Here is a 19,092-nt window from a genome sequence, read left to right as displayed (position 1 = left end):
CAGGACCGTGATTTCGGTAAAACCGAAATCACCTCAGTCGCGGACTGTGATAGCTCTGCGCGACCGACAGGAAGGCCCGCGTCGTCTCCGTCATGCCCGCCCCGCGCCGCCAGACGAAACCGACCTGGACCACCGGCAGCTTGCCCGAGACGTCGCGACTTTCGATCCGGTCGCCCTCAAGCGACCAGGGTCGATAGACGAGGTCCGGCAGGAGCGCCACGCCCGCGCCCGACGCCACGAGCGAGCGCACGGCCTCCACCGACCGGGTGCGGAAGGCGATCTTGAGGTTCGCCCGGTAGGCGGAGGTCAGGCGCAATGTCTCGGCCTGCATCTCGTCCACGTCGAGCAGGATCTGCGGCTCGTCTCTCAGGTCCTCCAGCGAAATGCTTTCCACCTCGCTCAGCCGATGCCCGATCGGCAGCCAGAGGCGGAACGGCGAGACGGCGAGGATCTCGCTGTGGAGCGCGTCGTGGTTCCTGAGGTTCGACACGACCATCACGGCAACGTCGAGTTCCCCGCCCACGATCAGGTGTTCCAGATACTCGCCCGTGTCCTCGACCGCGTTCACCTCGACACCGGGGCAGGCGCGGCGGAACCGCGCGAGAATGTCCGACAGCACGTAGCCGGCGGTGAGCGATGTGACGCCGACATTCAGCCGCGCGCCCTTCGGCAACGGCGTTGAATCGAAAATCGTCTCCGCGTTGGAGACCTCCGCGAGAATGGCCTTGGCGTGACGCAGGAACACGTGGCCCTGGTAGGTGGTCTCGAGGCCGCGGCTTCGTCGCTCGAAGAGCTTCACGCCGAGCCTCTGCTCGAGGTCCTTGATCGCCTCGGTGATGGCGCTTTGCGAGATGGCCAGTTCCCTTGAAGCCCTCGTGACGGAGCCGAACTCGGCGACGCCGACGAAATAGCGGACCTGCTTGAGGGTGAACGACAATGAACGGCGCCTTGACGACTTCGCCCTGACTCTTAGGCGGCGATCCGTCGGAATTCCAGTTCTACGTCATCGCCGGAAGCGTGCCGGGACAACGGATGCAGGCTGCGGTTGAGGCACGAAGGAGCACCAGTTCGCAGCCTGATGTCCGGAATGCCCGCATACCCGTCGGTCGGCAGCGCCAATGTCTACGGCCGTTCTCGGCGGCAGGAGACCTTCAGCGCCACCGCAGCGATCGACGGCAGCCAGCGCGAGGCGGACCACCTCTCCTTTGTTCATCCAGGATGCAGCATCGCGTCGACGACCGGATGAAGGAAGGCTCCCAAATGGACTCCGTCGGCCTGCGGCAAGACGTGGCGGTGCAAGAGCGAACGCTACCGATGCAGCCGTCACATGGTCACGGGCCGGCGACCAGTTCGGGACTGGGAGGTGTCCCTCCTTCGAACGGCCCTGACCGGCTTTCGAGCGCTTGGCGCAGCTTTGGACCGAGATCGCGGCTTACCGGAAGTGCAACTCCGCCAACGAGATGGACGGTCCAGCGGTTTCCTGTCCGTTCCAGCCGTTCGACGGCATCAAGGGCGACCCAGTGCGAGCGATGGACCCGCATCCCGGGGTAGTCGATCAGTTCGGCCTCCGCGTCGCTCATGCGCATGAGAAGCGTTTCGCGCCCCTCCCGTGTCACGACGTCGAGGTAGTGGTCGCGGATCGACAGGGAAACCAGCGAGCGGCCCACCCGCGGCTGAAGGCGCCGCAAGAAAGTCTCGCCCGGCAAGGGGCGCTCTCCCGTCTGCACAGTCGCAGGGGCCATTGTGATGGGGCTCTGGCGGCGCAGGTCTGAGGGACGGTACTCGATCACGCCAACCACGAACCCGACGGCGGTTACGAACGTCCAGATCGTACCGCCGAAGGTGATGGTCGGTTCGATGTTCCGGAAGAGGCCTTCGAGTACGACAATCACCACGCTGCCCGGCAGACCCGCGAGCACCGCTGCCGCCGCAAGGCGGGGATGCCAGCCGTAACGGTCGAGGTCGGGATGGGTCAACGCGAGATACATCGCGAGACTCATGAAAAAGCCGACACCAAGGATCGCGACCGTCCAATAGACGATCCGCTCGCCGAACTCGAGTTCGGTATAGGTCCCGAAGGGACCGATGACGACACCCAGTACGACCAGCACAAAGATCACGACAGTCTTGCGTGTGAGGTGCAGGTTCATGCCATTTCGCGTAGCGCCAAACGTCAACTCGATCAATTCCAGAAAAAACCATGACGCCGCACGAAGAAATCATGGCGTGCGGAGCGTTTGCGGGAATCCTCGGCCTGGCATAGGCACCGAATTTCCGAATTGGGACCCCCACATGACAGGACAATTCCGCATCGCCGCGGCAGTTGCCGCGGCCGAGGGAAGCAAATCGGCACCTCGGGATTCACCATTTCCGGCACTCTGACGGACAGTCGGACCGCCACGGCGACCCCTGCGCCCGAGGGCGGCAATGGCGTCTTGTGGGAGACGACGGGCACGGGCGCTTCAGACAAGTAGAGGTTGGCGAGATGACGATTTTGAAGACACTTCTGGCCGCGGCCTTCGCCGCGCTCGCAGGGGCCGCCGGCGCGGCGACACTGAACATCACGGTGACGGGCACGGTCACGGCCTCGTCACCATTCGGATCGGGCGCGGTGCCGAACTCGGCCAATGCCGCGCTTGGCCTCGACGTGGGTGCCCCGATCCTCCTGTCGGCGACGGTGGATACGGACGCGTTGGCATTCGCGGCGACGGGGTCAACGAGCGCGTCCTATTCAGGCGTGGTCACGGCCTTTTCCGGCACGGTCGATGGCCTTGCGCTGACATGGGATGCGACGAATCCCATACAGCGCGGGGGCTTCGGTTACACCGAGGCGGCAGCCTTCGACCGCGTCGGCGTCTCGGCGCGGCTAACCGGAACGCTGGGTGGGTTTTCGGCCCAGACCGCACAGTTCGGTTTCGACGATTTCGGGCTCTTGCTGCTCGATGGCTTGGGCCTGACGCTCGATCCGATGACCGAGGCGGGCTTTGCCGAGGCCGACCGGACGTACATCGCAATTGACGTCCTCAACCCCGACTACAATGTGGCGGGTGCCGCCACCTCGCGTTACCAACAACTGACGGTCTGGGGCCGCATCGACGGCTACACCGCGGTTTCCCCCGACATCAGTCCCGTACCGCTGCCCGCAGCCGCATGGCTGCTGCTGGCGGCCCTCGGCGGGCTTGCGGCCATGCGCCGCCGAGGCCTTCAGCCACCGTACGCCGGCGCAACCCATTCTCAATAGTCACACTGCGGTCCCCATGCGACCTGAGACGAAAATCTGCGGACAGGGCGGGGGGCGACCTGACGGCCGGCTTCGTCGAAAGGGATTGGGGCCACACATTCAGATCGACGTCTGCCGGCGTTCACGCTGGTCTCCTGCGACAACCGAATTCCAAAACTCAGAGGCGCCATGATCGCCCTTTTGGCGCCTCTTCCCTGGATCTCCAGTTCCCGGAAGCATCGAGATGTTTCAATCCGTAGCGTTACTCGCCCTGATATCGGCCTTTTTCTATTGTATAGCGATGGTTGCGATGAAGTCATGGGCCGAGCTGCCAAGCGTGGGGCTTGCACTAATCATCGCAGCCGCCCTGCTTACTGCGGGGGCGTTCGAGGTCTTCGCACTCAGGCAGGAGCGGCTCGGACTGATATATGTCGGCATTCTGGGGGCCGAAGTGGTCTTTCTCGGGGCTCTGTCTCTTCTCCACTTCGATGAAACCTATTCACGACGAGAACTGGTAGGTATCGGCCTTGTCGTGATCGGAACCGCCATTGCCTGGACCTGATACCTGGAAAGGCCTGAGGGCGCGTTGGAGCGTCTGATCCTGCACGAAACCCGGACATTCCCCGATCGGAATGCCGCGCCGTCGAAGACTTCGGGTCGGCTGATCCGGTCCATACGGTAGTCGCGGACGTCGTCGCGCGCCGGGTCCAGGTCGACCATCCGTTCGCACCGTCTCGTGCCTGTGCTAGGTTTGAGGCGCTCGAGGCGCACAAGGACCGGTCCCACGAGGGGCGAACCAGAAGAATGGACAAGCTCTCTGTCATGCAAGCCTTCCGCCGCATCGTCGAACGCGGCAGCTTTGCCGCTGCGGCCGACGATCTCGGTGTGTCGCCTGCGCTGCTGAGCCGCGAGATCAAGCTGCTCGAGCAAAGCCTCGGGACCACCCTGCTCACGCGCACGACGCGCTCTATGTCGCTGACCGATGCCGGGCGGCTCTATTATGACGAAGCGGCGGGAATCCTCGACGCGGTGGCGCAGGTCGAGACGCGCATCCGCGACGGCGCCGGCGCGGTGCGGGGACACCTGAAGGTCAACGCATCGAGTTCCTTCGGGCAAACGGTCATCGCGCCGATGTTGCCGGGGTTTCTTGAAGCCTATCCCGATCTTCGCCTGACGCTTTCTATGGACGATCGCGTCGTGGACATGGTCGAGGGCGGGTTCGACGTCTCGATCCGTATCCGGGCCGCGATGCCGGACTCGGCTCTGGTCGCCAGCAAGATCGGCACCATGCGGCAACGGGTGTTTGCAGCTCCCGCGTACCTGGCGCGTGCGGGTGTCCCGCAAAGCCCCGAGGACATCTCCAAACACAAGGTCATCGGCTTCCTGCTCGCGGATCACCTGGCCTCCTGGGCGCTGCACGGTCCCTTGGGCAGCACGACTATCGACCTCGATACGACCGTGCGCGTCGGCAACAGTCTCGTGCTGCGCGACCTGCTTATCGCAGGACAAGGCATCGGCACCCTGCCGGACTTCGTCTCGAACGAGGCCGAGGCGCGGGGGGCGCTTGTCCGGGTTCTGCCCGACTGGGAGCTTCCAGCGCCGGAAATCTTCGCTGTGACGGCCTCGCGGTTGGGCATGGACGCAAAGGTGACTGCCTTTCTCGACCACCTGCGCGCCGCCCTTCAGCCCTGACATTCTTCAACCCACGTAAAGAATGAAGTGACAGTGGGCCGGTTATTCGCCGGCGCCGCATCCCCCATCCTCTCAGGCAAGGAAACCAAAGCCCCGAGAGGATCCCATGACCCGCGTTCTCGTTCTCTACTATTCCAGCTATGGCCATGTCCGCGCGCTTGCCGAGGCCGAGGCCGAAGGCGCCCGCAGCGTCCCCGGCACCCACGTCGACCTGCGGCGCGTGCCCGAAACCGTGCCCGAGGAAATCCGTCAGAAGGCCGGCTTCCTTGCCGACGACACGCCCGTCGCGTCCCCGGTCAACCTGGAAGACTACGACGCGATCATCTTCGGCACGCCCACGCTCTTCGGCATGATGGCCGGGCAGATGAAGTCCTTCCTCGACCAGGCAGGGGGCCTCTGGGCGCGGAATGCGCTGGTCGGCAAGGTCGCCGCCGTCTTCGCCTCGACCGGTTCGCAGCATGGTGGCCACGAGGCAACGCTGCTGTCCACCCAGATCCCGCTCCAGCACTTCGGGATGCTCATTGCCGGAATGCCGTACACCTTTGCCGGCCAGACGACCGCCGAGGGCATCGTCGGCGGCGCACCCTATGGCGCGGGCACGATCGCCGGCGCCGACGGATCCCGCGCGCCGACCGAGACCGACCTCGCCGGCGCGCGGTTCCAGGGCGCGCATGTGGCGCGGATCGCCGCGCGGCTGGCCGGCGCGTCGCTGCAAGAGGAGGCCGCGTGATGGCCTCCCTCACCATCGACTTCTTCCACGACGTCGTCTGCTGCTGGTGCTTCAACATCTCGTCGCGGATGCGCGATCTGGCGGCGGAGTTCGACCTCGACATCCGGCACCGCACCTTCGTGCTGCAGGCCAGCCCAGCGGAGATGGCCGACCGCTGGGGCACGCCCGAGGACGCCCGCGAGACCATCCTGGGCCACTGGGCCGTTTGCCGGCAGGTCAGCGACCGGCCCGAACGGGTCGACATCGACGCCATGCGGGTAGCGCCCTTCGACTACCCCCACGGCATGACCGCCGCGCTGGGCTGCAAGGCTGCGGAGCGGCTCGGCGGGCAGGCCGCCCACTGGGACATGTTCGACCGCCTGCAGCAGGCGCATCTGACGGAGGCGCGGAACATCGCGGACGCGCAGGTCGTGCTGCACGCCGCGCGGGAACTGGGCTTCGAGGCCGCGGCCTTCGCCGAGGCCTTCGACGATCCCGCCACCCTGCGCGCCGTCGAGGCCGACCGGCAACACGCCCGCACGCTCCAGGTCCGTTCCATCCCGACCCTCATCGTCCGCGAGACCGGCGCCCGCCTCGTCAACGGACCGCGCGAGGATCTGGCCGCGCAGCTGCGCGCCGCCCTCCGCCTCGTCGCCTGAAAGGAAACGCCATGACCCTCCCGTTCCTCCGCACAGGTGCCCGGCACCGCCACCGCATTCCGCGCGGCGTGCCCCGCGACCTGTCCCCGCACCTGATGCGCGACATCGGCCTCGATCCCTGGCCGGACCGCCCGCGTTTGCCCATCCACCCGCTCTGGTGAGCCAAAGCATCCGAGGTCCATCATGCTCGACACGGCGCCGACCCTTCACATGTTGTGCGGAAAGATTGCCGCGGGAAAATCGACACTCGCGGCCAGCCTTGCCAGCGCGCCCGGGACCGTCCTGATCGCCGAGGACGACTGGCTGAACGCGCTCTTCGCCGACGAGCTGGTATCCTTGCCCGACTATGTCCGGTGTTCCTCCAAACTGCGGCGGATCATGGCACCCCATGTCGCCGCCGTGTTGAACGCGGGAGCGTCGATCGTCCTCGATTTTCCGGCGAACACCGTCGAACAGCGGCGGTGGATGCGCGGCATCCTGGCAAATACGACTGCCGCGGATCAGCTTCATCAGCTGGACGCGCCGGACGAGGTCTGCCTCGCAAGGCTGCGCGCACGCAACAGCCAGGGCGACCACCCATTCGCAGTGACAGAGGCGCAGTTTCGCCAGTTCTCAAGTCACTTCGTAGCACCGACACGGGACGAGGGCTTCAACGTCGTCAGGCATGAGGCCAGCGGCTGACGCGGCCTGACCCGCCGATGCCGGGCCCGCAATGCGCGCCTTCCTTCTCCCATCCTCCCAAAACGAGACAGGCCATGTCACGCACCACCGATATCGTTCTCACCGCGCTCGCCCCGGCGGTCTGGGGCAGCACCTATCTCGTCACGACAGAGGCGCTGCCCGCGGGCTACCCAATCACGATGGCGGCGCTGCGCGCCTTGCCGGCCGGGCTGCTGTTGCTTGCCCTCACGCGGTGCCTGCCCCCGCGTGCCTGGCTCGGGCGCACCTTCCTGCTCGGCGGTCTAAACTTCGCGCTGTTCTGGGCACTCCTGTTCGTGGCCGCCTACAGGCTTCCCGGCGGGGTCGCGGCCACGCTGGGCTCGCTCCAGGCGATGATGGTGATCCTGATGGCGCGCGGTTGGCTCGGCACGCCGATCCGGGCGGGCGCGGTCGCCGCGGCCGCGACCGGCGTTCTGGGCGTGGCGCTGCTGCTGATCGGACCCGACGCCGCACTGGACCCCGTGGGTATCGCCGCCGGATTGGGCGGCGCTGCGTCCATGGCGGCGGGGACGGTCCTCAGCCGGAAATGGCAGCCGCCTGTCTCGGCCCTCAGCTTCACTGCCTGGCAGCTGACGGCCGGAGGTTTGATCCTCTTGCCGCTGGCTCTTATCATGGAACCCGCGCTGCCGCCGCTGACGGCGACAAACCTTGCCGGGCTGGTATGGCTCGGCGTTATCGGCGCTGCAGCCAGCTACGTGGTCTGGTTCCGGGGTATTGCACGGATCGAGCCAGGCGCCGTCTCGATGCTCGGCATGATGAGCCCCGTGACCGCCGTGCTGCTTGGCTGGGCAGTGCTCGGACAGGCCCTGTCGCCTCTGCAAAGCCTCGGGGCCGCCGTCGTCCTCGGATCCGTCTGGGCAGGGCAGCGGGCGAACCGCCCTGCCGCCGAACTCGCCACTGTGCACAGGGTCGCGAGCCCGGCCAGGACCGCCTGATCGCCATTCCAGAAAGGCGTTTCCGAATGACACCGCGGACATGGACCCATGACCTCGCGCGCAAGGCGCGGCTTGCCGGGTTGCTCTACCTTGTCATCATCGTGATTGGTCTCGGGGGGCGTTGATCGCCCTCGGGGACACGACGTCCGCTGCGGCCTTACGGAATTGTAAATGCATGGCCATGCCGGGGTCAGCTGATCGCAGGAAGGTGTGGACGTGGCAGCGCGGTCCCCGGTCCCGGATCGGGGCGGGACGGCGCACAAGCCAACAAGCCACAAGGAACCTTTGAAATGAAACGGAAACTCCTCTTCGTGCCGCTGTTCGCAGTCCTCGCGGCAGGCGGCGCCAATGCCGATACAGCCATTGGCCGAATCCTCACGATCGACCAGGGCAACCATGTCGTCACGCTCCGCGACGGCAGCGCATATGACTTCCGGGACAGCGAGTTCGCAAACTGGCTCTCGGCATTCGTGCCGGGCGACAGCGTCCATATCGAGTGGTCGCAGGCCGGCAGCATGCGCAGAGGCGAGGCCATCGGCTCAACCAGCGTCTTCCATGACGTGGGGAGGGTCGAGGCGATCAACGCCGCGGCCCGTACCGTCACCCTGGCCGGCGGAAGGACCTACACTTTCCCGGACGACGGAATGACCAACATCGCGATGGAGAGCTTCCGTCCCGGCGACATGGTGCGCATCGCCTATGACGTACAGCAGGGCCGGCATCTCGGACGTGCGATCGGTGGCACGGCTTCCGAAGAGGTCACCGGCGTGATCGAGAGCATCGACATGGGCGCCGGGACCGTCACGCTTGCGGGCGGTGCGGTCTACCATGTTGACGCGACGGCCAAGGCCGGCGCGATCCTCGGCGGCTTCCGTGCGGGCGACCAGGTCGCCCTGATCCTGCAACCCAACGGCGCGGGCCGCATGATCGAACACATCAGCCCGATGGCCGCCATGTGACCGCCGACCCGGGTGCGGGAGGGCGACCTCCCGCACCCGCCCGGCCCGGCAGCGCGTCCCGGCGCTGTCATCAAAGTCTGCCCCTCAGGAGAAAAAAAGCATGAAGACTCCTCCCCATGGCCTCGGCACGCGGCTCGCCCATGGCGCCCTTGCCGCCGCCGTCATCCTGCAGGTCGGCTCCAGCCTGTTCATGCAGGTGCCGCGCGCGGACCGCCCGGCGAACCTCGCCTTCGAGATGCACGAAACCGTCGGCGCCCTGGCGCTCGCCCTCGCATTGGTTTTCTGGGCCGTGGTCATCCTGCGCATCGCCGGCACCGATGCGGGGCGTCTGTTTCCCTGGGTTTCCGGCGTTCGGCTGGCCGCACTGCGCGCCGATATCGTCGCCCACTGGCGGGCCCTGCGCCGGCTGCGACTGCCGCCCTACGAGCCCGAGGGCTCGCTTTCGGCTGCGGTGCACGGGCTTGGCCTGCTCCTCGTAAGCTACATGGCGCTCAGCGGTACGATGTACCTTGTCGCGCCACAGGTGGGCTACGCGGAGAGCGGCGTTCTCGCGGTGTTGATGGATGTCCACTGCCTGCTCGGCAATGTGGTCTGGGCATACCTGTTCGGTCATGCCGGCCTGGCTCTCGTGCATCATTTCACCGGCGGCCTGAGGCTCGGCGAGATGTGGTCGTTCAGACGCAAACCCCTGACCGTCGAGTTGTCCGAATGACCTCCGGGGCAGAGCTTTATCCCGCCGATCGCCGAGACCCGCACTCCAGCGCCGCGCGCTGGCCATTTCACCCGTTCGGGCAGGCTCGGGAACCGGTAGCGGATGCACCGTCCGTGGCCGGCCCCCTTGATTTGATGTTTCCCCGCCCTGGGGGCGGACCGCGAAAGGAGACACACATGAGCGACACACAGGACCGGGAGCGCCTGGACCGGCTGGGGCACCTCATCGACGCGATGAAGGCCCGGCTGGAGGCGAAGCACCACCTCTTCCACCCCGACCAGGCGTTGAGCGCCGATGACATCGAGCGCCGCTACGAGATGCTGCGCGCCGAGGTCGCTGACGAGATCGCCGACGCCGAGGCCCATGGGAGGTGCGTCGGCGCGCTGGAACGAAGCATCCGCGAATGGTTCGACGCGCTGGACGCGGGAACCTGACGATCCGCGCCTTCGACGCGTTCGCGGTTCCCCCGTCCGGAGACCTCTGACATGCCCGAACTTCGCCTCATTGGCTGCGACAATGTCGACCCGGCGGAGGCCGCCCGTGCCGACCTCTTCCAGGTGTCGCGGGACGAATACGCCGACATCGGCGATGCCGTCGTCGCCACCGCGGATCAGCATGGTCGCATCCGCCTGAACGGGTTGGTGAAACCCTGGGTCGTGGGGTCCGCCGCGGGGTCGTTCTGGGGGCTGCTGATCGGGGTTTTGTTCCTGCATCCGCTGCCTGGGCTTGCCGCAGGGGCGACGGCGGGTTTCATCACGGGCGCGCTCGGCGATTTCGGCATCCGCGACGATTTCGCGAAGGAAGGGGCGCAGGTCGTGTCGCCGGGTCGTGCCGCCCCTTTCATTCTCGCGCGCAGCGTCGGTTCCGGCCGGATCGTCGAGCCCCTGGCCGGGCACGGCGGGCTCCCGCGCAGAAAGCCGAGGCACGCCGACGAGGACAAGTTGCGCGCGGCTTTCCTGGCGGCGCAGGGCCACGCCGCGGGGTGAAAGGGGGACTTGCACCATCATGCTGGATCGGCCCCGCTCCGCCGGTCGCGCCTGCGGCAGGTATCTCGAACCTGATCGGTTCGCGGCTCGGCGGCGTCATTGTCGCGGCCCGGCTGAATCTGATCGGACTTTCCGAATTGCTACCGATACTGTCGGTTCCACCGATGCACTGACGAAAAGACGACAAGATGAGATTTCTCAAACCCCTGCTCCTCGTCGCCGTACTCGCCGCGGCGGCTGCGGGACTTGCATGGTACTGGCACCGCCAGAGCGTCTATCCCTCGACCGAAGACGCCTATGTGCAGGCGAACATCCTGACGATCTCGCCGCTGGTGGCGGCCCGCGTCACCGAGGTGCGTGTGGCAGAGGGCGACCGGGTCGAGGCCGGGGCGGTCATGGTCGCGCTTGATGACCGGGCCCTGCGAGCGGCGGTTGATGCGGCCGCGGCGCAGCTCGATCTTGCCCGGCAATCGGCCGGCGCCGCGGGGTCCAATGTCGCGGCAGCCTCGGCCGATGTGGACGCCGCGCGCGCCGGGCTGGCCGATGCCGAGGCGGGGCTCGCCCGTGTCCGGCAGCTCTTCGAACGGGGCGACATGGCGCAGGCCGCGCTCGACACCGCGCAATCGGCGCGCGACCAGGCCCTGGCCCGCGTGGCGCAAGCCGAGGCGGCGCTGGCCGCCGCGCGTGAACGCTCGGGTGAGCCCGGCGCCGACAATGCCGCGGTGCGGGCGGCCGCGGCGGCGCTGACACAGGCCGAGCTTGCGCTCGACCATGCTACCATAACGGCGCCCGTCGCGGGCTGGGTGGCGAACCTCTCCCTGCGCCCCGGCGACGTGGTCGCGCCCGGTCAGCCGCTGTTCTCGCTGGTCGAGGACGGCGACTGGTGGGTTGACGCCAACTTCCGCGAGACCGACCTCGACCGCATCCGCCCGGGCCAGCCGGTGCGGATTGCCGTCGACATGTATCCCGGCCTCGACCTCGCGGGTGAGGTGGCGGTCATCGGTGCGGGCTCGGGCGCGGTCTTCTCGCTCCTGCCGCCTCAGAACGCGAGCGGCAACTGGGTCAAGGTCACCCAGCGCTTTCCGGTCCGCATCGCGCTGACCCCGCCCGAGGACCCGGCCTTTCGGCTCCGCGTGGGCGCCAGCGTGACCGCGCGGGTCGATACCACCGCTCTCGACGCGGGCGGCCGGTGAGCGCGACGTCGGACATTGTGCCGGAGGCCGCCCCGGAGGTGCGCTGGACGGTTGTTCTGGCCGTCGTCCTGACAGCGGTGCTGGAGGTGCTCGACAGCACCATCGTCAACGTCGCCCTGCCGCACATCAAGGCGGCCTTCGGGATCACCAGCGACCAGACGGTCTGGATCGTGACGAGCTATATCGTGGCCTCGGTCGCGGTCATGCCGCTGACGGGGCTCCTGTCGCGACGCTTCGGCCGACGGCGGCTGATCACAACGGCGATCACGGGCTTCGCCGCCTTTTCCATGCTGGGCGGGCTGTCGACATCGATCGAGATGATGGTGGCCTGCCGCCTCGGGCAGGGCTTCTTCGGCGCATTCCTGATCCCGCTGTCGCAGTCGATCCTGTTCTCCGCCTTCTCGAAGAACAACCGGGGTCAGGCCATGGCGCTCTTCGGCCTTGGCGTCGTCGTCGCCCCGGTGCTGGGCCCGACCATCGGCGCGCTTCTGACCGAGCATTTTTCGTGGCGGGCGGTGTTCTACGTGAACCTGCCCATCGCCGCCTTCGCGCTGGCGATGATGATGGGCGAGTTGCCCAAGGAGGACCTGCGCGAGGTGCGCGTGGACTGGATCGGTCTCGGCCTCATGGTCACGGCCATCGGCGCGCTTCAGATGACGCTCGACCTAGGGGAAAGCCGGGAATGGTTCGCCTCCCACCTCATCCAGCTGACGGCGCTGACTTCACTCGTGATGGGCGTGGTCTTCGTCTGGCGCGGGTGGAGCCTGCGGGAGAACATCATCGACTTTGACATCCTGCGCGACCGCAGCTTCGCCGCCGCGAACGTCGCGATCATGGGTTTCGGGGTGTCGATGTTCGGCGCAATCGCCATCCTGCCGCTCTTTGTGCAGGGACTTCTCGGGTATCCGATCGTGGACGCGGGGCTCCTCTTCATGCCGAGGGGCGTGGCGGCCGGTTTCTCGATGGTCATCACCGGCGCCATCCTGTCCAAGCGCATCGACCCGCGCCTCCTGATGGTCGTGGGCTTCCTGCTGACCGGTGGCGGCAACGTGCTGCTGGCGCAGGTCAACCTCGACGCGGGGTTCTGGGACCTCGCCTGGCCCGGCGTGGTTTCGGGCCTCGGCATGGGCCTCGTCTTCGTGCCGCTGTCGACGCTTGCGTTCCAGAACGTGACGCCGGCGAAGCAGGACGAGGCGTCGGGCCTCTACGGCGTGACCCGCTCGATCGGATCCTCGATCGGCGTCGCGATCATCGGCTGGCAGGTGGTGCAGCGCACGCGCTTCCACTACGCCACGCTGGCCGGCGGCCTGACACCCTTCGACCGCAGCTTGTCGGACTGGCTCGCGCCGCTCGGGCTTGCGCCGACGAGCGCCGAGGCCGCCGCTTATGTCTCCGCCGAGGTGATGCGGCAGGCGACAATGCTTGCCTTCCAGGACGCCTTCCTGCTTTCGGGGATCGCGGCGTGGGCGATGATCCCTCTGGCCCTCGCCATGAAATCACCGCCCCGGGGCGCCGGGCCGCCCGCGATGGCGCATTAGCTCCGCCCCCCGGGATTGCCCGCATGTCCGTTGCTCCGCGTCTCAAATCGAGGCCGGACACCCAGCTGCGCGAGGTTTCGAAGAATGCGCCGGGCGATGTTCGGGCGGGGTTCTGGCCGCGCCGGTTCGTGAGAGTGCCGTCCGCGGCGACCGCCCCCGCGGACGGTATCAACGGGCCTTCGAGGGCACGGACGCCGCCGTGCCGTTGCGGCGGCGTCCGGTCATCGCGCGGCCTTACCCGTCGGCCGACGGAAAAGGATTACTGGATGTCATATTGCGCCGGCAGCGCGTCCAGTTCGTAGCTCCGGAAAATGATCGACCGTTCCAGCGACAGGAGCGATCTGTTGGCCTCGGCATATTCGCCGGCGTCGAGGTGCTGCCGGGCCTCCACCAGGTGCGTCATGCTCTCGTCAGCCGGCAGAAGCGACGCCGTCACGGCGATGGCCAGATGTTCGAGATGCGGCACCAGCAGGGTGTCGCCCGGTTCCGCGGACTCGGGCGCACCGTAGGCCCGCTGCAGCGCGAGCTCGTTGACACGCGACAGGCCTTCCCTGTCGATGGCGACGACGGCGACCGTGTAGGGCAGGTAGACCGGGTCGTCCGATGCCGCCGCGGTGTCGGGCAGCATCAGGTCCTGGAACCGGATTTCCTCCGCATCGAGGGCCGCGATGGCGTCGGAGACATGCGTGCGCGCGGCCTCGTAGTCCTCGTTCATGAGGGCGAGGCGCGCGGCCTGCACATGCGCGACCGTGGCAAGCGCCTCGGGAGAGGTGCGCAGCATCTCGTCCTGCACGGTATAGCCGAGCGGGGCGTTGTCCGTCGTGGCCGCGAGGGCCCTGAGCCCGGGCGACATCGCCACGACGATTGCCGTCGTCAGAAGGAGCGGTTTTGCGAAACGTTTCATGGGAGTGGCCTCCAACATTGTGGAACGTGATGGGGCATCATCCGTCACAACACCGTTGCGGCCCTGTCGCGCGATTTACGAAGCTGTAAGCCGGGGAAGAACCGCCCGCACGCGCAGGCCAGGTGCGGCGTCTTCCAAACTCAGCGTCCCGCCGTGCCGGTCAGCGATGGCCTTCACCAGCGGCAGGCCGAGGCCGCTGCCTTCGCCGGTGCGTGCCGCATCGGCCTGAAAGAACGGCTCGAGCACCTTCGCGCGCATCTCGGCGGGGATGCCTTGGCCGGTGTCGGACACGGCAATCTCGATGCCCTCCGGGACGTCCCGCCCGGCCAGCGTGATCGTCGCACCGGCGCCCGCATGCGTGATCGCGTTCTGCACGAGGTTAACGACGAGTTGGGCAAGCATCTCGGCATCGCCCATCACGCTCAGCGGCCCGTCCGCGCGGCCATAGACGAGGCGCTGTCCGGCATCCTCCGCCACCGGCACGAAGGTCTCGGCGACCTCGTCCAGGACGTCGCGGAGGTCCAGTGGCTGCATCTCCGCGACGTCACCGCTTTCGATCCGTGCGATGCGCAGGATCGAGGCGATCACGGATTGCAGGTGCGACAGGTCGGCGAGCGCTTTCCCGATCTCCGTGCTGGCATCCTCTCCGGCCTCGGCGCGCGCCAGCGCCCGTTCCATGCCGATCGTCGCCCGCGCGAGCGGCCTGCGCAGATCGTGCGCCACCGAGGCCGAGGTCCGCCGGGTCTGCTGGAACAGGGCGTCGAGCTGGTCGAGGTGTTCGTTCATCCGCCGCGCGATGCGGTCGATCTGGTCATTGCCGCCCGCGGCGGCGATGCGGGCGGTTGTCTCGCCGCGGGATACCCGGTCGAGCACGGCTTCCATGTCTTCGAGTGCCCGCTGGCTCCGGCTGCTGAGCGCGTAGCCGATGCCGAGGGTCGCAAGGACGACCACGAATCCGGTCAGCGCGAAGCCGCGCAGGGCCTCGCGCTTGGCCGCGACGATGTGCTCGGTGCTTCGGCCGACCACGAGCGTCATGCCGTTGATTGTCACGGCGTGCATCAGGAAGACACGCTCGGTGGCATCGTCCCCGAGGTGGGCGGGCAGTTCGAGCGTGTAGGGCACCTCGACCCAGGTGCCATGCTCGGGCCGGATGCTGGTGTTCCCGGCCAGCCGCAAACCGCTCGCGTCGAAAACGGCGTAGGCCAGCGTCTGACCGGCCGAGCCGCGCGTTACCTGGGCGACAAGCTCGGCGATGTTTGACGGCGTCTGATCGTCGCTGATGCCGCTGATCGAGCGCTCCATCTCCACGACACGGGCGCGGACCTGCTCGGTCATGGCCTTGTCGATGAGGCGGATGCTGAAAACCGTCATCGCGGCCAGCACGAGCACGAACACCAGCGCCGCCCGCAGCACCGCCTTGAACGCCGCGCCCGAAAGAACGTCAGCGCGGTCCATGGATCGAGTAGCCGGTGTTGCGGATCGTGTGGATGAGGGGCACGTCGAAGGGCTTGTCGATCTTGGCGCGAAGCCGGCTCATATGGGTTTCGAGTACGGTCGTGTTGGGATCGAACGTGAAATTCCAGATCTGTTCAAGCAGCATGGTCCGGGTCATCACCCGGCCCGCATTGCGCATCAGCGCCTCGAGCAGCTGGTACTCCTTCGTCTGCAGCTCAATGGTCCGTCCCTGCCGGTGCGCCGTTCGGGTCAGGAGGTCGAGGTCGAGATCGTGCACCGTCAGCTTCGTCACCTCGGCCCGGTTCGATCTCCGCCGGGTCACCGCGGCGATCCTCGCCTTCAATTCGGAGAAGTGGAACGGTTTGGCCAGGTAGTCGTCGCCGCCGGCCGAAAGTCCCTCGACGCGGTGATCGACGTCTCCGAGGCCCGTGAGGAAGATCACCGGGATCTCCGAACCGGACGCACGCAGCGCCTTGACCACCGAGAGGCCGTCCATGCCCGGCATCATCCGGTCGACGATCGCGAGGTCGCAGGGGCTGTAGAGGCAGTAGGTGAGCGCGTCGCGCCCGTCGGTGAAATGCTCGACGCTGTGGCCCTCCTCCTCGAGGCCCGACCGGACGTAATCCGCCAACTTGCGGTCGTCTTCTGCCAGCATGATCTTCACAAGGACATCCGCTCGTCCGAAAGTGACACCCCGTCAATTGCACGCCGGATCGACCTGCGCCACTTACGAATGTGTAAGCTTTGCCCAAGGCTGGCTTGGCACAGGGCGTCCACCTTCGCGATCATGTCAAATGCGGAACGCAAAGGATAGATCGCCATGACACCCTGGTCCCCGGCGGCGGCACATCCCGGCTTCGGCATCCGCTCGAGCCTCGGTTGGCTCGCGGGCGGGTTCATCCTTCTCGGGGTTCTGTCCATCCTCGCCCCGGCGGCGGCGACGCTGGCGGCGACGGTGCTCGTGGGCCTGGCGATGCTGTTCTGGGGTGGGCTCGGCCTGTGGATGTCGCTGTCGCTGCGCGCCTATCCCGAATGGAAGCTCGCCGCCTCCGGCTTCGGTCTCGTCGCGGGCCTCGGCGTCGTGTTCCTCGTCTTCCCCCGCCTCGGCATCGAGGCGATGACGCTCCTCGTCGTCGCCGGATTCCTGATCGAGGGCGTGTTCTCGATCCTCTTCGGCCTCAGGCTCAGTCCCGAGGCCTCGGGCTGGGGCTGGATGGTGGCCAGCGGCGTGGCGGCACTAGCCGTCGGACTGATCTTGCTCATCGGCTGGCCGGGCACGGCGACCTGGCTTCTCGGCCTGATGCTCGGAATGAACTTCCTCACGACCGGGGCGGCGCTTTTGGCGGTGCGCGGCACGATCCGGACCGAGGTCCGATGACGACGACGGCGTCGTCCGCGCAGGCCTCGCCCCGGCAGCGTCTCGGCGGGTTCGTTTACGAACATCACGAGCACGTCTATCACTTCGAAGGGCTCCGGATCTTCAAGGGAAAGTTCCGCCCGGTCTGGACGCCCAACGATGTCGCCTGCGCGCGCGGCCCCGGTGTCGCCCGCGCCTTCATCGACGCCGATCGGCTGGTTTCGGGGCATGAAGGGCCTGATAACGAGGGGAGCGCGGACATGATCGAACGCTACGCGGACCATTCGGCGAACGAGCGCACGTTCCTCGCCTGGGTGCGGACGGTGATCGCCATCGAGGGTTTTGGCATTGCCGCCGCGCGGATCGGGGACAGGTCCGGCGCCGCATGGACCGAACCGGCCCTGCTGGCAGCGGGGGCGCTGGTGATCGGCCTCGCCTTCACCCGGATGCGGACCATTCGCGCCCGCATCAACGCCTCCGAAACGGTGGAGGATGACGCGGTCTCGGCCGACGCTCTGCTGTTGTTGCTCATCCTCGCGCTCTTCGGCCTCATCGGCGTCTTCGCGTTGCATGTCGGCTGAACGGTGGGGCAGGGGGATCGCGTGCCAGAGCAGCCCGAACCAGGCGTGAACAGCACGGGGGCGGGACGTCCGCGCCTGCCGGCGGCCATCTGGGTGCTGGGGTTCGTTTCGATGCTGATGGACATCTCCTCTGAGATGATCCACGCGCTTCTGCCGGTCTACCTGACAGTGGGTCTCGGCGCGACCGCGCTCGCCGTCGGGGTGATCGAGGGGATCGCCGAGGCGACGGCCTCCATCACCAAAGTCTTTTCCGGGGCGCTGTCCGACCGGATCGGGCGGCGCAAGGAGCTTGCCGCCCTGGGCTACGGCCTGGCCGCGATCACGAAACCCGTCTTCCCGCTCGCGCCCTCCATCGGCTGGCTGGTCGCGGCGCGCTTCGTCGACCGCGTGGGCAAGGGCATCCGCGGTGCGCCGCGCGACGCGCTGGTGGCCGACCTCGCGCCCGCGGAGCTGCGCGGGGCGGCCTTCGGGCTGCGCCAGTCGCTCGACACCGTGGGCGCGTTCCTCGGGCCGCTCGCCGCGATCGGCCTGATGTGGCTCTTCGCGAACGATTTCCAGAGCGTCTTCTGGGTCGCGGTCCTGCCCGCCTTCCTCGCCTTCGCGCTGATCCTCTTCGCCGTGCGGGAACCGGTGCGCCCGGCAGGCTTGCGCCGCGTCCGCAACCCGTTGTCGCGGGAGGAGCTCCGGCTCCTGGGCGCCGGGTTCTGGTGGGTCGTCGCCGTCGCGGCGGTGTTCACGCTGGCGCGGTTCAGCGAGGCTTTCCTGATCCTGCGGGCCGGGGACGCGGGCCTTCCCATCGCGCTGGCGCCGCTGGTGCTGGTCGGCATGAACGCCGTTTATGCCGGGTCGGTCTGGCCTGTCGGGATCGTCTCCGACCGGGTGGGCCGCACTGGCCTCATGGCCATCGGACTGGTCTTCCTGATCCTCGCCGATCTTTTCCTCGCCTTCAGCGGCGGGCTGGCGGGAGTCGCGGCTGGGGTTCTCCTCTGGGGGCTCCACATGGGGTTCACGCAGGGGCTTCTGTCCACGCTGGTGGCCGAGGCGGTTCCCGCCGAACTGCGCGGGACGGCCTTCGGCGTGTTCAACCTCGTCACCGGCGCGGCGCTCTTGTGCTCCAGCGTGATCGCGGGCGCACTCTGGGACGGGGTCGGCCCTTCTTTCACTTTCCTCGGCGGGGCGGCCTTCGCGTCGCTGGCGCTCCTTGGCCTCTGGCGCCTGCCCGGCCGGGGCGGGCGGGGCCGCGCCGGGGCCGGGGGCGGTCAGGCGGACGCGGGGTAAAGGGGCGGCAGAGCGCCCTCGCGCCTGTCGGGCCGGACCAGGGCGGCGTCGGCCGCCTCGATGGCCCCGAGAAGGGCCGCGAGATCGGGTGTGGCGCCCCCCGGTCCGAACAGCGCCGCCTCGACGCGCCCAATCTCGCGGTCGACAGCCGGGAAGCGGCGCGCGGCGGCGTCCGCGCCGGGGCCCGCCGCCCG

The 19,092-nt window shown here is 67.6% G+C and carries 23 protein-coding genes; 17 read left to right on the top strand and 6 right to left on the bottom strand.

From position 1 onward, the window contains the following. Positions 1 to 28 precede the first annotated feature (28 nt). Positions 29 to 937, bottom strand: coding sequence for a LysR family transcriptional regulator (locus N8I71_RS18345; protein WP_262879480.1), 909 nt, complete (start codon positions 935 to 937; stop codon positions 29 to 31). 394 nt (positions 938 to 1,331) lie between these two features. After that, entirely contained in the window at positions 1,332 to 2,150 is an 819-nt protein-coding gene (locus tag N8I71_RS18340; RefSeq protein WP_262879479.1) for a LytTR family DNA-binding domain-containing protein, read from the bottom strand. 335 nt (positions 2,151 to 2,485) lie between these two features. Here N8I71_RS18340 and N8I71_RS18335 point away from each other — a divergent pair, with 335 nt between their 5' ends. From N8I71_RS18335 to N8I71_RS18270, 14 genes are all read left to right on the top strand, one after another. Continuing rightward, a complete protein-coding gene (locus N8I71_RS18335; RefSeq protein WP_262879478.1) occupies positions 2,486 to 3,241 on the top strand; it encodes a VPLPA-CTERM sorting domain-containing protein in 756 nt (251 codons plus the stop codon). Between the two features lie 280 nt (positions 3,242 to 3,521). After that, the gene (locus N8I71_RS18330) at positions 3,522 to 3,782 is read left to right on the top strand and encodes a hypothetical protein (protein ID WP_262879477.1); all 261 of its coding nucleotides are present in this window, start codon (positions 3,522 to 3,524) and stop codon (positions 3,780 to 3,782) included. Between the two features lie 242 nt (positions 3,783 to 4,024). Beyond that, complete coding sequence (locus N8I71_RS18325; RefSeq protein WP_262879476.1) at positions 4,025 to 4,912, top strand: LysR family transcriptional regulator; 888 nt, start codon at positions 4,025 to 4,027, stop codon at positions 4,910 to 4,912. Between the two features lie 106 nt (positions 4,913 to 5,018). Further along, positions 5,019 to 5,642, top strand: coding sequence for an NAD(P)H:quinone oxidoreductase (gene wrbA, locus N8I71_RS18320; protein WP_262879475.1), 624 nt, complete (start codon positions 5,019 to 5,021; stop codon positions 5,640 to 5,642). After that, positions 5,642 to 6,280 carry a DsbA family oxidoreductase gene (locus N8I71_RS18315; protein ID WP_262879474.1) on the top strand — a complete coding sequence of 213 codons (639 nt, stop codon included), beginning with the start codon at positions 5,642 to 5,644 and terminating at the stop codon, positions 6,278 to 6,280. The genes wrbA and N8I71_RS18315 overlap by 1 nt, the downstream gene beginning before the upstream one ends. A gap of 11 nt (positions 6,281 to 6,291) precedes the next feature. Then, on the top strand, positions 6,292 to 6,441 hold the full coding sequence (locus N8I71_RS18310) for a hypothetical protein (protein WP_262879473.1): 150 nt from the start codon (positions 6,292 to 6,294) through the stop codon (positions 6,439 to 6,441). Between the two features lie 22 nt (positions 6,442 to 6,463). After that, positions 6,464 to 6,961 (top strand): AAA family ATPase, encoded by a 498-nt coding sequence (locus N8I71_RS18305; RefSeq protein WP_262879472.1) that lies wholly within the window; start codon positions 6,464 to 6,466, stop codon positions 6,959 to 6,961. 74 nt (positions 6,962 to 7,035) lie between these two features. Beyond that, positions 7,036 to 7,935 carry a DMT family transporter gene (locus N8I71_RS18300; protein WP_262879471.1) on the top strand — a complete coding sequence of 300 codons (900 nt, stop codon included), beginning with the start codon at positions 7,036 to 7,038 and terminating at the stop codon, positions 7,933 to 7,935. Between the two features lie 290 nt (positions 7,936 to 8,225). Further along, on the top strand, positions 8,226 to 8,894 hold the full coding sequence (locus N8I71_RS18295) for a DUF1344 domain-containing protein (protein ID WP_262879470.1): 669 nt from the start codon (positions 8,226 to 8,228) through the stop codon (positions 8,892 to 8,894). Positions 8,895 to 8,994: 100 nt separating this feature from the next. Continuing rightward, entirely contained in the window at positions 8,995 to 9,606 is a 612-nt protein-coding gene (locus tag N8I71_RS18290) for a cytochrome b/b6 domain-containing protein (protein WP_262879469.1), read from the top strand. Positions 9,607 to 9,782: 176 nt separating this feature from the next. After that, positions 9,783 to 10,040 carry a 3-ketoacyl-ACP reductase gene (locus tag N8I71_RS18285; protein WP_262879468.1) on the top strand — a complete coding sequence of 86 codons (258 nt, stop codon included), beginning with the start codon at positions 9,783 to 9,785 and terminating at the stop codon, positions 10,038 to 10,040. A gap of 51 nt (positions 10,041 to 10,091) precedes the next feature. Then, complete coding sequence (locus N8I71_RS18280) at positions 10,092 to 10,592, top strand: DUF1269 domain-containing protein (RefSeq protein WP_262879467.1); 501 nt, start codon at positions 10,092 to 10,094, stop codon at positions 10,590 to 10,592. A gap of 188 nt (positions 10,593 to 10,780) precedes the next feature. Beyond that, entirely contained in the window at positions 10,781 to 11,785 is a 1,005-nt protein-coding gene (locus tag N8I71_RS18275) for an HlyD family secretion protein (RefSeq protein ID WP_262879466.1), read from the top strand. Between the two features lie 17 nt (positions 11,786 to 11,802). Further along, positions 11,803 to 13,323, top strand: a complete 1,521-nt coding sequence (locus N8I71_RS18270; protein ID WP_262879465.1) for a DHA2 family efflux MFS transporter permease subunit — start codon at positions 11,803 to 11,805, stop codon at positions 13,321 to 13,323. A 259-nt stretch (positions 13,324 to 13,582) separates the two neighbouring features. On the opposite strand, the gene N8I71_RS18265 is transcribed toward N8I71_RS18270, so the two are convergent. From N8I71_RS18265 to N8I71_RS18255, 3 genes are all read right to left on the bottom strand, one after another. Further along, positions 13,583 to 14,227 carry a YfdX family protein gene (locus tag N8I71_RS18265; protein ID WP_262879464.1) on the bottom strand — a complete coding sequence of 215 codons (645 nt, stop codon included), beginning with the start codon at positions 14,225 to 14,227 and terminating at the stop codon, positions 13,583 to 13,585. A gap of 75 nt (positions 14,228 to 14,302) precedes the next feature. Further along, positions 14,303 to 15,682, bottom strand: coding sequence for a sensor histidine kinase (locus tag N8I71_RS18260; protein ID WP_262879463.1), 1,380 nt, complete (start codon positions 15,680 to 15,682; stop codon positions 14,303 to 14,305). Next, positions 15,669 to 16,346 carry a response regulator transcription factor gene (locus N8I71_RS18255; protein WP_262879462.1) on the bottom strand — a complete coding sequence of 226 codons (678 nt, stop codon included), beginning with the start codon at positions 16,344 to 16,346 and terminating at the stop codon, positions 15,669 to 15,671. The genes N8I71_RS18260 and N8I71_RS18255 overlap by 14 nt, the downstream gene beginning before the upstream one ends. Before the next feature lie 156 nt (positions 16,347 to 16,502). Here N8I71_RS18255 and N8I71_RS18250 point away from each other — a divergent pair, with 156 nt between their 5' ends. Genes N8I71_RS18250 through N8I71_RS18235 form a run of 3 tightly spaced genes read left to right on the top strand, consistent with a single transcriptional unit; the run spans position 16,503 to position 18,898 of the window. Further along, the gene (locus tag N8I71_RS18250) at positions 16,503 to 17,060 is read left to right on the top strand and encodes an HdeD family acid-resistance protein (RefSeq protein ID WP_262879461.1); all 558 of its coding nucleotides are present in this window, start codon (positions 16,503 to 16,505) and stop codon (positions 17,058 to 17,060) included. After that, positions 17,057 to 17,620 carry a YidH family protein gene (locus N8I71_RS20595; protein ID WP_316249266.1) on the top strand — a complete coding sequence of 188 codons (564 nt, stop codon included), beginning with the start codon at positions 17,057 to 17,059 and terminating at the stop codon, positions 17,618 to 17,620. Before N8I71_RS18250 ends, N8I71_RS20595 begins: the two co-directional genes overlap by 4 nt. 21 nt (positions 17,621 to 17,641) lie before the next feature. Further along, entirely contained in the window at positions 17,642 to 18,898 is a 1,257-nt protein-coding gene (locus N8I71_RS18235; RefSeq protein WP_262879460.1) for an MFS transporter, read from the top strand. On the opposite strand, the gene N8I71_RS18230 is transcribed toward N8I71_RS18235, so the two are convergent. Continuing rightward, a partial coding sequence (locus N8I71_RS18230; protein ID WP_262879459.1) for a hypothetical protein occupies positions 18,880 to 19,092 on the bottom strand: 213 nt, incomplete at its 5' end. The two genes, N8I71_RS18235 and N8I71_RS18230, sit on opposite strands and share 19 nt — an antisense overlap.

This window comes from Roseicyclus sediminis, from assembly GCF_025515305.1.
GTDB lineage: Bacteria > Pseudomonadota > Alphaproteobacteria > Rhodobacterales > Rhodobacteraceae > Roseibacterium > Roseibacterium sediminis.
The sequence above is the reverse complement of the archived record's forward strand: the minus strand, read 5'-3'. Positions and strand labels throughout refer to the sequence as shown.